This is a genomic window from Tunturiibacter lichenicola, from assembly GCF_051013355.1.
Classification (GTDB): Bacteria; Acidobacteriota; Terriglobia; order Terriglobales; family Acidobacteriaceae; genus Edaphobacter; species Edaphobacter lichenicola_F.
Genome location: NZ_CP132945.1, coordinates 294,923 through 311,716 on the forward strand (window position 1 = coordinate 294,923; position 16,794 = coordinate 311,716).

Genomic DNA, 16,794 nt, shown 5'->3' on the forward strand with positions numbered 1-16,794 from the left:
CCGCTCGAGAGAGATCGTTATCAGGAGACGGATTAATGTCTGAGACTGTATTCAGCAATTTTGACACCGTAAAATTTGAAGGTCCCACAAGCGATAAGGCGCTTGTCTACCAGTATTATGACGCCGACCGTGTCGTACTGGGGAAGCCGCTCAAGGAGCACCTGCGTTTCTCGGTGGCGTATTGGCACTCGCTCGTCATGAATGGAACCGATCCCTTCGGCGGTCCTACGATCGATCGCCCCTGGATGAAGGCAGGCGATCCCATTGCGCTCGCAAAGCTAAAGGCTGACGCCGCATTCGAGCTGTTTAGGGTGCTCGACCTTCCGTTCTATTGCTTCCACGATATGGATATGGCACCTACCGGCGAGTGCCTGGCCGAAAACCTGCGGAACCTACATACGATGGCTGAATATATGGCTGAGAAGATGCAGATCTATTCGACCCAACTTTTGTGGGGCACAGCGAACCTCTTCTCTCACCCACGATTCATGGCGGGTGCTTCCACAAATCCGGACCCCGAAGTCTTCGCTTGGTCTGCGGCGACGGTGAAGAACTGCATGGATGTGACTAAGCAACTCGGTGGATCGAACTATGTGCTATGGGGTGGACGTGAGGGTTATGAGACGCTGCTCAACACCAATATGCACCAGGAGTTGGAGCAAATGGGTCGTTTTCTTTCGCTGGTTGTCGAATACAAGCACAAGATAGGATTTGATGGCCAGATTCTGATTGAACCCAAACCAAAAGAGCCAACGTCTCATCAGTACGACTTCGACACAGCCACGGTATACGCTTTTTTGAAGCGCTTCGGACTTGAGGGAGAAGTGCGTGTCAACCTCGAAGCGAACCATGCCACTCTTGCAGGTCACAGCTTTGAGCATGAGATTGCCACGGCTGGCGCACTGGGTATTCTCGGTTCTCTGGACATCAACCGTGGGGACGCCCTCTTAGGCTGGGATACAGACCAGTTTCCAAATGATTTGTGGACTATGACGATGGCGATGTATCACATGATCAAGGCTGGCGGTTTGGGGAAGGGAGGGTGTAACTTCGACGCTAAGGTGCGCCGCCAAAGCTTTGACCCGGAGGATGTGATCCATGCGCATGTAGGAGGCGCCGATTTGTGCGCCCGCGCCTTTCTAACGGCAGCCAAACTCATTGATGAGGGCAAGTACGATGCCATCTTGATTGAGCGTTACGCCGGCTGGAAGACGGGCAGCGCGGTGGACGTGTTGGCTGGCAAGTTATCGCTCGAAAAGATTGAGGAGATGGCACTCGAAAACAAAATCAACCCGCAACCGAAGTCCGGTAAGCAGGAGCAGATTGAGAATTTGCTGGCTCGGGCGATTTACTCAGAGAAGATTTAACTCACTAACATGACTCTGCGAGTCGCCAAGCTCCGAATCACGTCGGTATGGGTGCTCTTTCTTTGGGTGGTGCTTCCGCTCTGCGGACAACAGTCGTCCCTCAACGACCTAGCCGCTGCAGATGGCGGCGGTGTGTTCGCCACCGGCCGGTATCGCGACCGGTTTGTGGAAGACGGCCACCGCGAACAGGAGGTCCAGGCACGCCTGCAAACTGCCTTTCAGCAGTTCTTTCACGGTGATCCGCATACTCAAAGTATCTACTTCGAAACCGGCTCCAATTCGAACGGCAAGCTAGCATATATCACTGACTGGGCTAATCACGACGTTCGCACAGAAGGAATGAGCTATGGCATGATGATCGCGGTCCAACTCGACCGCAAAGAGGAGTTCGATAGCATTTGGAACTGGGCCAATACCTACATGAAAGTGAATGACCCGAAGAATCCGAGTTACGGGTTCTTCGCCTGGTCGTGTAAGACGGACGGCACACACAACTCCGACGGGCCAGCACCCGACGGCGAGCAGTACTTCGCAATGGCACTTTATTTCGCTTCGGCGCGCTGGGGCGACGGAAAAGGAATTTACGATTATCACTCAGAAGCCGATACGCTTCTCCATGCAATGCTGCACCGTGGACTAATCAAAGCACATACAAGGTTCGGCGAGATAGAAGGCGAGGCCGAAGTGGATTCTGCGCATAGCATGATTCGCTTTACCCCAAACGGCGGTGGGCGCTTTTTCACCGATCCCTCCTATCATCTTCCGGCCTTTTATGAACTCTGGGCGCGATGGGGCCCTAGCGAAGACCGCGCGTTCTGGCTGAAAGCAGCAAAGGTAAGTCGTGAGTTCTTCGTCAAGACAACGTACTCGGGCACCGCGTTAGCTCCCGTTTATGCCAACTGGGATGGAACTCCTCATACAAACGGTTTTTGGCAGTCAGGTTTTTTTGGCTACGACTCTTGGCGCACCGCCATCAATTGGTCAGTGGACTGGGAGTGGTGGCACGCGGACTCCGATGAGATAATCTTGAGCGACCGCATCCAAAACTTCTTCGCCACGCAACCAGCTACCTACGCTGATGTCTACACCTTAGATGGACAGTCACGAGGGACAGTTCATGCGTCAGGCTTAGTTGCAGCGAACGCTACCGCAGGCTTAGCTGCATCGAATTCTTCCCGCGCGAAGCTCTTTTACGAAGAGCTTTGGAGGACGCCGCTGCCTTCAGGACAATTCCGCTATTACGGCGGCATGCTCTGGATGCTGAGCTACCTTCACGTCAGTGGTCAGTTCCGCATCTGGACACCCTCTTGGGCAGAAAAAACAGAGGCGCGAGATAGAGATGCGCATTAGATTTAATTCCGTCCGTATGCCGATGGTGCTATTTCTAGTGCTCCTTGAGCTTTCTCTTGTGCATAGCGCATGGGCTTTGGGCGAGCCGCAGATAGTTGCCTCACACTTCGTACCCAATGGATTTGCGCTGGCCGAAGGCGGGAGAGTCGCACCTCTGCTCGTCAGTTCGACTGATTGGCCGGGCGTGCTTCGCGCCGTCGACAGCTTTGCCGGTGACATTCAACGCGTCAGTGGATTAACTGCGGCGAAACTCCACAGCGCGTCGGACGTTCATGGTGCCGACTGCATCGTGATCGGTACGTTGGGCCACAGCGCACTTATTGAAGATCTCGTGAGCCGCCACAAACTCGATATATCCTCCGTCGCTGGCCAGTGGGAAGCCGGCGTTACGCAGGTCGTAGAGGAACCTTTTCCAGGAATACACCGTGCGCTCGTCATCGTGGGAGCGGACAAACGCGGTACGATCTTTGGTCTCTACACTCTGTCTGAGCAGATTGGGGTTTCACCCTGGTATTGGTGGGCGGACGTGCGTGTACCGCATCATGATGCGCTGTACGTTTTGCCTGGGGCGCATCGTATGCCGTCACCTGCGGTAAAGTATCGCGGCATCTTCCTCAACGATGAAGCTCCCTCGCTGAGCGGCTGGACCCAAGAGAAGTTCGGCGGTAAGAACCATCAGTTTTATGAGCATGTATTCGAACTGCTGCTTCGCCTGAGGGCCAACTATCTTTGGCCGGCCATGTGGGCCAATGCCTTCAACGAAGACGATCCCGCCGATCCGCAACTCGCCGACGAGTATGGCATCGTGATGGGCACGAGCCACCACGAACCGATGCTGCGCGCGCAACAGGAGTGGAAGCGGCACGGCAGCGGACCGTGGGATTATGCCAAGAACGCCGCAGTGTTGGATGACTTCTGGGCTAAAGGAATTACGCGGAATAAGGAGTATGAGAGCACTATCACCATAGGAATGCGCGGCGATGGAGACATGGCGATGAGCTCTACTGCCAATACTGCGTTGCTGGAACATATCGTTGCGGATCAGAGGAAGATCATTGCAGCGAATGCTGATGCTCAGATGCAAAATCCGCAGATATGGGCTCTTTACAAAGAAGTCCAGGAATACTACGAGAAGGGAATGCGGGTACCCGAAGACGTTACTCTGCTTTGGTGCGATGACAACTGGGGTAACATTCGCCGCTTGCCAATAGAAAAAGAACGCCAACGGCCTGGAGGGGCGGGCATCTACTACCACTTCGATTATGTCGGCGATCCACGTTCTTACAAGTGGCTCAACACATACAGCATTACCAAGGTGTGGGAGCAGATGAATTTGGCAGTTGAGTATAAGGCCGATCGCGTCTGGATCGTCAATGTCGGCGATCTAAAGCCAATGGAGTTCCCGATCGAGTTTTTCCTTACAATGGCTCGAGACCCAACCCGTTGGGGCAAAGATAACTTGCAGGATTATACGACCGCGTGGGCCACACGTGAGTTCGGCCCGGAGCACGCGCTGGAGATCGCTGAATTGGTTTCACTCTATACGAAGTACAATAGTCGCCGAAAACCGGAACAACTTGAGCCCACGACGTACTCTTTGACTGAAGACCACGAGGCTGATCGGGTCGATGCAGAATGGCGCGATCTGGCAGCACGTGCCGACAATTTGATGGCTGTGCTTCCTCCTGAAGAGCGACCTTCCTTCTTCGAATTGGTGCTATATCCGTTAAAAGCTTCGGCGACCGTCTGCGAAATGTATATCGCTGCGGGCCGCAACCGCCTTTATGCAAAGCAGGGGAGGGTCAGCACGAACTTCTGGGCAGACGAGACACGCCGCCTGTTCAAAGAGGACGCCGCACTGAGCGACGAATACAACCACAGACTAATGGGCGGCAAGTGGGACCACATGATGGACCAGACTCACATTGGCTATACCTTCTGGAATGAGCCGCCTGTCAACGAGATGCCTGCTGTGCAGCAGATTCAACCGCAAAGCGGATCGCGACTGGCCGTAATTGTTGGGGGATCGGACGCTCCGACCCAAGAAATGCCGATGTTTGACGATATAAACCGGCAGACACGTACGTTGGAACTAGCGTATTTGGGCACCGAGTCAGTGCACTTCGAAGTCAAGGTCAGCGCGCCGTGGATACTGCTTGATAGTTTTTCTGGTGATGTTACGAAGGATCTTACCTTGCAGGTCAGTGTCGATTGGAAACACGCTCCTGCTGGATACGCGAAGGGAACCGTCACAGTTGTACCCCAAGGTGCCCAGCCGACTGTAGTTCATATAAATGCTCTAAAGTCTGTTGAACCAGCCAGTGGTTTCGTAGAAAACGCCGGTATCGTCACTATGGATGCGGAGCATGCCACCGCGAAGCGCAGCGCGACCGGTGTGAGTTGGCGATTGCTTCCAGACTTCGGCGAAACTCTATCGGCCATGGAAACGTTTCCCGTCACTGCTGCGAGCACACTTTCTGGGACATCCCAGGCATGCATGGATTATGTCTTCACAGTCTTTACTACGGAAGAACGTACATTGCAGGCAGTACTCGCTCCGACCCTTAGCTTTATGCCTGGCCGCGGTTTACGTTATGGAGTTGCTCTGGACGATAATCCGGAAACTACCGTTGATGCGTGGGCTAGCAATACGGATGCCGATTGGCGGCGAGCGGTGAGCGACGGTGTGCACAAAGTGACGACGAACTTAGGGTTGGTTGAGCGAGGTTCGCACGTGCTGCATTTCTGTCGCGTGGATGCCGGAGTTGTTCTTGAACGGCTGCTGATCAATGCCGGCCCGCCGAACTCCGAATATCTCGGGCCGCCTGAAAGCAAACGAGCGACCACCTTTGTTCTCCGCTAATTTTGATAGCTCATCGTGTCTACTGCTCTCCTGATCTGTTTGCGAGCACGAGACTAGGCAGGGCAGACCCTGAGGGCTGCGGTTCGTTTATGCATGGCTCGAGCGGGCGCAATCGTGACATCAATTAGCAGCCTAATCCTTGCGCTGTTTGCGAGGGGTGGCGTACATAAATTTCCCATTCTTGAGGTGCGCCCTATAAAACGGCGAAGATGCCTCCTGTGAATCAGGGCCTGCTCGAAGGCCAACTTGCCTGACGCCAACATGACGGTGGCCACACCGACGCGCCAAACATGAAGTGGTTCATCCAATGGACAGATAAATTCATTGGCTTCACTTCACCGCAGCTAATGCACGATAACGCGAACCTACCTTCGTTTATCGGCCTTGAGCAACTTTTACATACGTTGTATTACCAATCGGTGAGCGTCCCGTCGAGTTTGCGCGCGATGGGGAGGGAGGCTCGTTGATAAGGATGTTTTGCTGCCAAGACTTCGTCGATGTCGACGCCAAGACCGGGGGCGTCGCCAGGGTGCATGTAGCCGGCGTCGAAGGAGTAGTGGTGGGGGAAGACTTCGTCGGTGAGCTTTGAGTGATGCATGTGTTCCTGAATGCCGAAGTTGTGGATGGCGAGGCCGAAGTGGAGCGCAGCGGCCATGGTGATGGGAGAGAGATCGGTGGCGCCGTGAAAGCCCGTGCGGACGTTATAGAGGGCGGCGAAGTCCGCGGTCTTTTTTGCGTGGGTGATGCCGCCCCCATGGACGATGGTCATGCGGATGTAGTCGATAAGTTGATGGCGGATGAGGTCGTGGGAATCCCAGAGGGAGTTGAAGACTTCTCCGGTGGCGACTGGTGTGGTGGTGTGCTGGCGTATGAGCTTGAAACTCTCCTGCAGCTCGGCAGGGCAGGGGTCTTCTATCCAGAAGAGGTGATAGGGCTCGAGAGACTTGCCGAGTCGTGCGGCTTCGATGGGGGTGAGGCGGTGGTGGACGTCGTGGAGGAGATGGACGTCAGGGCCTAGTTCGACGCGGAGTTTTTCGAAGAGTGTGGGGGCGAAGTTGAGGTACCGCTCAGTGGACCATAGGGATTCGGACGGAAGGCCGCGCTCGGCGGGTTCGTAGGACTTGCCGGCTTTTGGGACTCCGTAGCTGGAGGACAATCCGGGGACGCCGGCCTGGGCGCGGACGGCTAGGTAACCTTCGTCCATGTGCTTGCGAACCGAGTCGAGAGCTTCGGCGATATCGGCTCCATTGGCGTGAGTGTAGACGAGGCAGCCCTGGCGGGACTGGCCGCCGAGGAGGTTGTAGACGGGGGTGTTGAGGGCCTTACCTTTGATGTCCCAGAGGGCTACGTCGACAGCAGCGATGGCAGACATAGTGACGGGGCCACGCCGCCAGTAGGCTCCGCGATAGAGGTACTGCCAGATGTCCTCGGTTTGGAAGGGGTCGCGGCCGATGATACAAGGGAGAATGTGGTCTTCGAGGTAGGAGGCGACGGCTAGTTCACGGCCGTTAAGGGTGGCGTCGCCTAACCCGTAGATGCCTTCCTCTGTCTCGATGCGGAGGGTGACGAAGTTGCGGTCGGGAGAGCAGATGATGAGTTTTGCGGCGGTGATTTTCATGGGGGTTATTCTTTTGAATGCGAGTGGAAAGCGTTGGCTACACCAACGAAGCCGCCCAGGGGTTGATGGAAGGATGCAACAGATCGATTCCACATCGTAGTCCAATCCTTGGCAGAGCCTTATTTGTACGGTTTCGTTTGAGCGGCACGCACAAGTCAGTAGGAGTTTATTTTATACGTGCCTTTATCGAACTCAGAGAGTACGGCGTCAAGAAATGAGCACCATTACAGATGCTGCCCTGAGAGCTGGTTGGAGGCGACCTATTTAGAGGTCTTGGCCTGGCGACGCACCCGTTTGATGGGAGCGGGCGAGTGGGCCGAGGTGTGATAGCCAGAATGCCGTTGAAGAACGACGGCGGCTGCGCCGCGTAGTCGCGAAAGCTCTCCATCCTTTGTAATTCCTAAGATAGGCGCGGCTCCGGCAAGCATATTGTTTTCGAGCTCACGCTGAATGACGGGGCCAAACCGTATCCACGAGGTGGTGATGTCTCCGGTAATGAGAATCACTTCAGGCGAGAGAGCGGCAGTAACGAGACGAAGTCCGCGGCCAAGATGGGTTGCCTGTCGAGTGATAGCGGCGATCGCGTCCGGGTCACCCTCTTCGGTGAGCCGTAAAAGGTCATGTATGGTGGCTGCGCGAGATTTTGGTACGAGTTCTTTGTAATACCGGAGAGCGGCCGTGGAAGACGCAAAAACCTCCCAGCAGCCTCGTTGTCCGCAACCACAGACAGGCCCAGTGGGATCTATGGGACTGTGACCGAACTCGCCAGCGAGGCCGCTGCGGCTGGTAATGATCTGTCCGTTAGCTAGGATCGCGCCGCCGATTCCTTCGGAGACGGTGATGAGTGCGGCGTTGCGGACACCGTCGAGTCGGCCAGACCACAGTTCCGAGAGCAGACAGGCATTCGCTGCATTCGCTAGCTCAACTTGAAGATGCATCTGTTTCTCAATGACACTCTTGATGTCGTAGCCGCCCCATTTTAGATTCGGCGCTAAGATGAGGCGTTGCGTTTCGGGGTCAACGCGACCGGGCATGCTGATGCCGATGCCTTCGAATGAATGATCTTTGTGTGCGGCGCGCATGGATTCCATGCACGCGACGATCTTGCCGACCGAACGTGGTGGATCAGAGACGAGCGGAACCGCCTCTCGCGCTAGAAAGCGTCCGTTGAGGTCGGTGAGTGCAACGATTGCTTGGTGAGGTCGAACGTCAGCAACGAGGATGACCATCGCGTCATTGAGCGAAAGTAACGTCGAAGGGCGGCCGCGGGGAGGGCGAACCGTGGCACCTTCAGAGACCCACTTTTCTTCGATCAATTGCTCGACAATCGCCGAAACGGTGCTGGGTTGTAGGCCAGAGGATCGGGCAAGGTCTGCTCGTGCGACTGGTTGTTTAGAGCGAATTATTTCGAGAACGATATCACGATTGATATCGCGGGCATTTTCACTCGATGCCAGTTCAACGTACGCAAGGTCGATTCGCTTGATGCCGCGGGTTCCGCTTTTCGAGCGATCTGATTTCATCGTTATTGATTGACTCCACTCGACAAAAAGCCACCATCGACCGCAAAGATCTGTCCTGTGGTGAAGGAGGCCTCGTCGGAGGCTAAATAAACTGCGGCTCCTGCTATTTCATCCACGGTACCAAAACGTCCCATAGGAGTGCGCATGATCATTTCCTTTCCCCGCGGCGAATCGAGTAAATCTCGATTGAGATCCGTGGGGAAGATACCCGGTGCAATTGCATTAACGCAGATCCCGAAGGGGGCCCACTCGATGGCAAGGGAGCGAGTGAGTGCGCCAACAGCCGCTTTGCTCGCGCCGTATGCAGCGACTTCATGAAAAGCAACGAAAGAAGAGAGGGAGGCGATGTTGATAATTCTACCTTTTCGTTGATCGAGCATCGTCTTGCCGAATATTTGACAGGCTCTGAGGGTTCCGTAAAGATTCACGTCCATGATGCGTTGCCAGAGTTCTTCTGAACAATCCAAGGTAGGCATGCGCTGTGTTATCCCTGCGCAGTTGACGAGAATATCGACTCCCGTGAAGGTGGAAATTGTTTGATCGTGGAGGGCTTGCAACGAGTTACGACTTGAAACGTCGGAAGGAATCCGCAGGGTCCTGCCGCCTAATCGCTCTATCTCGATAGCAATAGATTCGACGCTTTGCCGAGATCGCGAGGAGGCCACAACATTAGCCCCTGCTGAAGCCAATCCCAAAGCGATAGCTCTGCCGATACCGGAGGTGCCTCCAACAACGACAGCGGACTTTCCATTCAGCGTAGACATTTTCTTAGAGTTTTTCCATATTTCCTAAGCTGTTGAATTTGCGAACCCTACGCGACATTCTGGCTCGGTTCAGTTCGAGCCAACGGTGGCCTCATGAGAATACGACTCGTATAGGGGTATTGACCGACTTATAACCATATGACTCTATCGAACTTGCGAAAAAACCATTTTAATTTCTATCCGAAATAATATATGGTTATCTCCCGCAGAGACGTTTAAGTTGTTTCCGTTATGCTCCTCCCCCTTAGTCATGACGCGAGTTAAACCCTACAGCGAAAACCAGTTCATCCTCCAAAATCTAATCCAGTCAAAAATTGGACAGACGCATCTTTGCTAGATAAAGTTCGCGACGAATAGAAAATATTAATGACTTGAAGAGAGTGACAGCCGTAGTGAACTCTTTCATCGAATCAGTTTTTAGCCATGCCATGCAGCCGCGGAGGGCCTCGGAGGCGTAAGACTATCAAAATTAATTCTTATTACCAACGATAAATGTAAATTGTCAGGCTGAAATCAGTTCATGACAAATCAGCTCGTTTTGTCGCTTCCGCCACCGGAAAGCAGGGAAGGGGAACCCCTGCGCCCTAACCCCGGCCCAGGCCAGGCTGCAGAAGATGGTGCTGGACTCGGTTGTCTCGGATCATTCTAAGCGCAACTATGCCAAAGACCCTGTTCGCCTTCTGTGCCAGCCGGCCTCTCTCCCGGTCCTTAATAATGGAGGGCGGGCATGGAAGCGCTCTCCCCATCGACTATCAACGTGCGGCTCTCAGCGGTGCGGAAGCTGGTGGGCGAGGCCAGGCGCAACAACATGATCGGATCGGAGGAGGCGGCCAGCCTCACCGACGTCCCCAACATTAGCCGGAAGGGAACCCCGCCTTGGCAACTGGCTAAACCGCGAGCAGGCCAAAGGCTGCTGGCTGTCCCGGACCGCTCTACTCTGAAGGGCAAACGCGACTACTTGATCCTGGCGCGTCTGGTTGGCTGCGCCCTGAGGCGAAACAAACTGGCCGAGCTTGACGTCGAGACCATCCAACAAAGGGAGGGCCGCTGGGTCCTGGCCGACCTTGAAGGGAAGGGAAGACGCATCCGCACCGTCGCCGTTCCGATCTGGGTCAAGCACGGCATCAACGCCTGGATGACCGCGGCGGCATCGAAGATGGCCGGCTGCTGCGTTCGGTTTCCAAAGGCGGGAAAGATCAATCGTGACACGCTGAGCGACTGGGCGGTCTGTGTCATCGAAGCAAATTGGGATCGAGCACTTCGGCGCTCGGCGGGGATCTCGAGCAAATCAAATTCCTGCTCGGTCCAAAATCGTACGTTTAGGCTTCGTTGCGAAAACCTATCGTCATCACAAGCCAATCGCAGCGTTGTTTGTGCAACGCACAATACGGGCATCAGTCAGATATGGTTTCGTTGCATCGTTTTCTGCAACAGCATCAGAAATAGTACCTTTATCATGATTTAGTTGTAGACCAATATTTAATTACGACATGAGATACACAAAAAGGCCTGTCCTTTATTTCGCTCTTGTTTCTCGGCAAACTCTGCACTAACGTCAATTCGCAAGCGACAACAAACTCTCAAGTCTGGGCCGAAAGCTGGGCTGCTCGCAGCATATTCCGAACCGCAAAACTCTCTGCCGAGCCGAAGCTCCGCGATGCCACCCTACGCCGATTTAAAGGAAGGAAGCCAGTCGAGATAGACTGCTCGTGCGGGGGCATCAGTTCAATTGACGATTGCAGTTAGCGTTATATATAGTTCGGGTGCCATATAAATAACCATAGGTGCCCCATGCGTGCTGTGCTATCGTTGCTAGTCCTCATCAGTCTTTGTGTGCTTTCAGGTTGCAGCGGGAGTCCCGCCAGCAGCGGCCCCGTGAACACCAGCACCATTCTGACCGTGAGTCCGAACCCCGCAGTCGCGGGCGGGACCGTGACCCTCTCCGCGGACGTCGGCTACAGCGCGACCATGCCTCCTACCCCACCTACCGGCAGCGTTACTTTTCTCGACGGCACGACCAAACTTGGAACTGTTGCCCTAGCCAACGGCATCGCAACCTTCACCACGAGCACGCTGGCCAGCGCCACCCACAGCCTCACCGCCAGCTATGCAGGAAGTACCGGCGCCGATGCCAGCACCTCGGCCGCGGTACCCCTCGTTGTCGCCGCTCCGTCGCCCACCCCCACCAGCCTTGTTCTCATGGTTACCCCGAACCCCGCTGCCGCAGGGGCGGCCGTCATGCTCACGGCCACTACTTCTTCGGCAGCGGGCGTCCCGTCCGGCAACATTACTTTCCTCGACGGCACTACAACCATTGGAACAGCTGCCCTCTCGAACGGCGTCGCATCGTTCACCACAAGTACGCTCTCCGCGGGAACAACCCATAGCCTCACCGCCAGTTTCGCCGGTACAGCTAGCTTCGCCGCCAGCAGCTCGGCCGCGGTACCCCTCGTCGTCGCCGCTCCGTCGCCCACTCCCACCAGCCTTGTTCTCATGGCTACCCCGAACCCCGCTGCCGCAGGGGCGGCCGTCATGCTCACGGCCACTACTTCTTCGGCAGCGGGCGTCCCCTCCGGCAACATTACTTTCCTTGACGGCACTACAACCGTTGGTACAGCTGCCCTCTCGAACGGCGTCGCATCGTTCACCACAAGTACGCTCTCCGCGGGAATAACCCATAGCCTTACCGCCAGTTTCGCCGGTACAGCCAGCTTCGCCGCCAGCACCTCGGCCGCGGTAGCCCTAGTCGTCAATTCGGCGATCAACGCCAATGCCACCTTCAGCTTTGCCACACCACACCAGACCATCCTCGGCTTCGGCGGAGCGGAGGCGTTCTACGCCAACTATCTCGATAGTCATCCCAACGGATCGCAGATCATGACGGCATTGTTCGATCCTGTCAACGGGCTTGGCATTACCTTCCTTCGGCTCGAGAACAACTATTACGAATTCAACGGCAGCAATGCCACTACCTTCGATCCTGACAACACGAAGATCGTCACCGCCACAACCGCCGCTCTCGGCTCGGCTCCCAAGATCCTGATGAGTTCCTGGACGCCGCCGGCCAGCCTCAAGAGCAATAACTCCGTCAACGGCTGCACAGGTGTGACCAATGGCAACTGTACCAGCGGTTTCGGTACTCTGGCGCAGGTCAGCGGCGCCTATAACTATTCCGGCTTCGGACAGTTCTGGTTAAGTTCCCTCCAGGCATACGCCGCTCTTGGTGTTACTCCAAACTACATCTCCATCCAGAACGAGCCTGATTTCCCCGCAACTTACGTTGCCTGCCTCTTCAACCCGACTGAAGCTCCCGCTACCCTCTATGGCCCCACGCCTACAAACTATGCCAGCTACGGTAAAGCCTTCGATGCAACGTACCAGGCGATCAACGCCAGCGGTGCTCTTACCTCTATACCGCAGATGATCGGTCCTGAATCCTTCTCTGCGTTCAATGTGCAAGCTCTACTCACGGAGGTGCCCACCAATGAGCTCGCCGTTGTTGCCCATCACCTCTACAACGTGAGCTCCTACGGCGGCAACCCGGAAACCCAGGTCACTCCAATGACTACGCTGGATGCCGACTATCCCAATCCTGAGATCAAGTTCGAGACGGAGTACTACCAGACTCCCGGTTTCTATAACGCCATCGACATCCACAACGCTCTGACCGTAGCCAACGATAATGTATACCTCTACTGGGGACTGGCTTGGCCCAGCGTGCTCACCAATGGAGTCTCTTCCGACCAGGCAGGTCTCCTTTACATCGATAATCCCTTCAACCCTCAATCCACTTGGGCGTTCCCGAACGGCTGGACCTATAACGACGCCTATTACACCCTCAAACACTACAGCTACTTTATTCGGCCGGGATATGTTCGCTATGACGCGACGGTAAACAATCCAGACGAGGACATCTCCGTCTACCAGAGCCCAGATTTGAAGACCACGGTTCTCGTCATTCTGAACACCTCTACCTCCGCGACGGACACCGTTGGCCTGGATCTTTCCTCGATCCCCTACACCAACTCCACGGTGTACCGCAGCTCCTTCGCGACTCCGATCACCAGCACAAGTGCCGAACGCTGGAACAACCTCGGAGCCTACAGCTCACAAGGCATCACCATGGCGCCACAGTCTGAAGTAACCGTCGTCCTCACGCAATAGAGATCCATCTTCAGCTTGCCTTAATGACTAAGCCGTATCGGCGGCTCGGCAATATGTGGACTGTTCCCACGCCTAGGCTTTCCTTGCCATTCGGACGTATCGTGTCGGCGAAGATGTGCTGCTCACACTTTTGATTCCGTCAGCAGTCCAGAAAGCGCGCGGGAGGCGGCGCAAAATGCTGCCGCGCTGGACGATCTCACTCTGATTGGGAAAGCGGAAATTACGTTTCACGCTGCAAATGGCACATACACCGATTCTTTAAGTGCTCTTCCAGACTTGCCTGCAAGGGTGTGCCCGTCCGCCTCCGCCTTAGCGCTTGCGATTCTCGATTCTTTCTTCCTCGCGTACAGCTTTCAAGGCACAGTCCAGACGGACTGTACTTGCTAAGACAGGAAACAAGACTTGCACGATCGATCAGACTCTCACTGTTACTTGTCCGCCTGTTCGGCAAGGCGGACCTCGATGATAAATAAGGCTGTAGCTTTGATTGGTATGTGGCGCTGTTTTTCAGTCTTCTGCCTGCGTACATAGCTGGCACGAATTTGGGCGGCGTCGCCGATTCTTACCTCGTGGCCCAACCGTTCCAGCAGTTGCACAAACCACTGGCTATTGCCCACCGATTCCATGCCAACGAGGGATGACGCATCCAGCCCACGATAGAACTGCTCCGCTTCTCCCTGTCGTATGCATTAGCTTCCGCTCCTCATACTCGCCGCTCTTCGTATCGAGAACGGCTATCTGTTGAAAACTCGAATGAAAATCACAACCGATTATGATCATCTTGGGCTACTTGCTCCTGCTCACCTTAGTCTCCAAACTAACCAAAGTCTACGGAATCTCGCGGAGCCTTCGTCCCATATCCCATCAGAGGCGGTCTTCTTGCGGGCAGCGAGGTGACCGTCAATCTGGCTTTCTGTCTTTTTTAGCGGCGGTTGGCAGATGCAGTGACTTTTCCTGCCTTATATAGTAGATGTGGTCTCAGGAGCTTGTGTGGTCACCAGTCTATTCTGCGGGTTTCCAGTTCGCGTAAGGCGTCCGTCTATTTGGGATATCTTTGGGGGGCTGCTTCTGAGTTTGTCGATTACTACGGTAGCTCAAAGTTCTTCCGACAACGATTCAGTTTTGAAGAAGCACTACGACCTCGCACAAAACTTTCAGACGTCCGGAGATTTTGGAGAAGCCGCCAGAGAATACCACATCTTCATAGCGGACGCATTGGCCGAACTCGCGATTCAGTCCGCAAGTGCCGAGAACTATCGTAAGGCGGCTCCTCTCTTTGACGAAGCGCTGCGGCTTGCACCCCAGTCACCGGGTCTAAGGGTCAGGTATGCACAGGCAGCCCTGGCTGCAGGCGATCTCTTACGGACCCGGACCCTTACAGAAGGCATAATCCGTGATTATCCTGGCAACACAAAGGCGCTTGCGAAAGCTAACCTACTCCTCGGTCGGGCGCTGCTCAAGTTGAATAACGAAGCGGCGGCGCGTAGCAGTTTCGAGGCAGCCGTCGCGCTCGATCCAAACTTCGAGAACGGCTATGCTCTTGCGATCGCATGTCTTGACCGCGACGATGGTGCGAGTGCCGCAAAGATATTCGCGGAGATGGTCGCCGGACTGGGAGACACGGCAGCCCTGCACATCGAAATCGGCCGCGCCTATCTCAACTCCGACTTCCAGCAGGAAGCGAGTGCTGAATTCAAGAAAGCGATTGCGATTGACGATGAATTTCCCGGCGCGCATTACGCTCTGGCCGTTGACTACCTGACCATTGGTGGCGACGCTAAGCTCGCAGAGGCCAATAGCGAGCTGGAAGCGGAGCTTAAGCTGTCTCCTAGCGATGCTTCTACGCACTCACAGCTGGGCAACATCGCTCTGCGCCAGCACCGATACTCTGATGCGGAGCGAGAGCTAAAGCAAGCGACCTCTCTCAATGCCTCCGACCCGGGCCCATTCTTCTATCTTGGACAACTTTACTCAGAAACAAACCGAAGAGACGCAGCGATTGCCGCCTTCAGCCAGTCGATAGCCCTGACAAAAGATCCTTCGAACAATCGTTATCAGGTACAGAAGTCCCACTATCTGTTGGGTCGTCTGTTGATTCAGTGCGGTCAGGCGGAGGCTGCAAAGAAGGAGATGCAACTCTCGTCCGAATTGCTTAAGCGTAGTCTTGGAAGGGATCGTGGGCGGCTTGCCGCCGAGCTAGGGTGGGCTGAACCTTCGGATGCCGGCGATACAATGCCACTCAATACGAGCCCTGGTCAACTTTCCTTGCGCCAAGCTGAGGCAGCTGCTTCTCTCGCAGATTTTGAGAGGCGCATCGCCCCTGCCATCGCTGACAGCTACAACAACCTAGGTGTAATCGACGCCAATAATCGTTCCACGGAAGAGGCTCTTACTTCATTTGAGCACGCCTACGAATGGAATCCTGGACTCACCGGCCTTGATGTCAACTTGGGCCTGGCCGCCTCCCGCTCTGGACGCTACGAGCAATCCATTTCACCTCTTTCGCGTGCTTTGCGATCGAACCCGACAAACTTCGAACTTCTGTCTGGGTTGGCGGTAAGCCTGTTCAACACCAAAGACTTCTCTGGAGTGCTTACGGTTCTTGGTTCCGCACCGGACCAGACCGCAGAATCCGCGCAACTCGCTTATATCTATGCGGCGTCGCTAGTAAAAACAGGGAACATTAACGCAGGAATGAAGCGCCTTCTCGCTATCGAGCGGGTAAATCCTCAGTTGGCCAACGTACACACTACACTCGGTGAAGGTTATGCGCTTCATAAAGACTATGCTCAAGCAGTTGCGCAACTTCAGACATCCATTAAACTGAATCCTGACAATGCGATGGCCCATTCTCTTCTGGGCTCAATCGAACTCGACCTTGGCGAGCTTCATCGAGCCATCCAAAACCTCGAGATGGCTACGAAACTAGACACAAACGACAAGGAGAGTCACCGACTGCTAGCGTCTGCCTATCGCAAAGGCCACCGCGCCCCCGATGCTGAGCGAGAACAGGCTATCTTCGATACGCTAGGTAAAGGTGATGCAGCGCATGTCCCGATGACATTACGCGAGCGATGCACAAGCGACGGAAGTGATTGTTCCCCTCAATGAGGGGCTATTGGTTGGTGACATTATCAGTCTTTCA

Annotated in this window: 10 protein-coding genes; 6 read left to right on the forward strand and 4 right to left on the reverse strand. The window is 55.0% G+C overall.

Annotated features, from left to right (window positions below; genetic code table 11):
- Positions 1-35 precede the first annotated feature (35 nt).
- From xylA to RBB82_RS24135, 3 genes are all read left to right on the forward strand, one after another.
- Positions 36-1,367: a xylose isomerase gene (xylA, locus tag RBB82_RS24125; RefSeq protein WP_433975648.1), complete on the forward strand. Its 1,332-nt coding sequence runs from the start codon at positions 36-38 to the stop codon at positions 1,365-1,367.
- Between the two features lie 9 nt (positions 1,368-1,376).
- Positions 1,377-2,717, forward strand: coding sequence for a glycosyl hydrolase family 8 (locus RBB82_RS24130; RefSeq protein ID WP_433975649.1), 1,341 nt, complete (start codon positions 1,377-1,379; stop codon positions 2,715-2,717).
- Between the two features lie 289 nt (positions 2,718-3,006).
- Positions 3,007-5,580 carry a glycosyl hydrolase 115 family protein gene (locus RBB82_RS24135; protein WP_433975650.1) on the forward strand — a complete coding sequence of 858 codons (2,574 nt, stop codon included), beginning with the start codon at positions 3,007-3,009 and terminating at the stop codon, positions 5,578-5,580.
- A gap of 409 nt (positions 5,581-5,989) precedes the next feature.
- On the opposite strand, the gene manD is transcribed toward RBB82_RS24135, so the two are convergent.
- The 3 genes from manD to RBB82_RS24150 all read right to left on the reverse strand — a co-directional run bounded on the left by manD (position 5,990) and on the right by RBB82_RS24150 (position 9,485).
- The gene (manD, locus tag RBB82_RS24140) at positions 5,990-7,198 is read right to left on the reverse strand and encodes a D-mannonate dehydratase ManD (protein WP_433975651.1); all 1,209 of its coding nucleotides are present in this window, start codon (positions 7,196-7,198) and stop codon (positions 5,990-5,992) included.
- A 260-nt stretch (positions 7,199-7,458) separates the two neighbouring features.
- Complete coding sequence (locus RBB82_RS24145; protein WP_433975652.1) at positions 7,459-8,721, reverse strand: ROK family protein; 1,263 nt, start codon at positions 8,719-8,721, stop codon at positions 7,459-7,461.
- Between the two features lie 2 nt (positions 8,722-8,723).
- Positions 8,724-9,485, reverse strand: coding sequence for an SDR family NAD(P)-dependent oxidoreductase (locus RBB82_RS24150; RefSeq protein WP_433975653.1), 762 nt, complete (start codon positions 9,483-9,485; stop codon positions 8,724-8,726).
- 727 nt (positions 9,486-10,212) lie between these two features.
- Between RBB82_RS24150 and RBB82_RS24155 the strand changes: the two genes are divergently transcribed.
- Together RBB82_RS24155 and RBB82_RS24160 are read left to right on the forward strand one after the other, a co-directional pair.
- Entirely contained in the window at positions 10,213-10,950 is a 738-nt protein-coding gene (locus tag RBB82_RS24155; protein ID WP_433975654.1) for a hypothetical protein, read from the forward strand.
- A gap of 410 nt (positions 10,951-11,360) precedes the next feature.
- On the forward strand, positions 11,361-13,649 hold the full coding sequence (locus RBB82_RS24160; protein WP_433975655.1) for an Ig-like domain repeat protein: 2,289 nt from the start codon (positions 11,361-11,363) through the stop codon (positions 13,647-13,649).
- Positions 13,650-14,077: 428 nt separating this feature from the next.
- On the opposite strand, the gene RBB82_RS24165 is transcribed toward RBB82_RS24160, so the two are convergent.
- Positions 14,078-14,266, reverse strand: coding sequence for a hypothetical protein (locus tag RBB82_RS24165; protein WP_433975656.1), 189 nt, complete (start codon positions 14,264-14,266; stop codon positions 14,078-14,080).
- 505 nt (positions 14,267-14,771) lie between these two features.
- On the opposite strand from RBB82_RS24165, the gene RBB82_RS24170 reads away from it, so the two are divergent.
- Positions 14,772-16,760, forward strand: coding sequence for a tetratricopeptide repeat protein (locus RBB82_RS24170; RefSeq protein WP_433975657.1), 1,989 nt, complete (start codon positions 14,772-14,774; stop codon positions 16,758-16,760).
- Positions 16,761-16,794 lie beyond the last annotated feature (34 nt).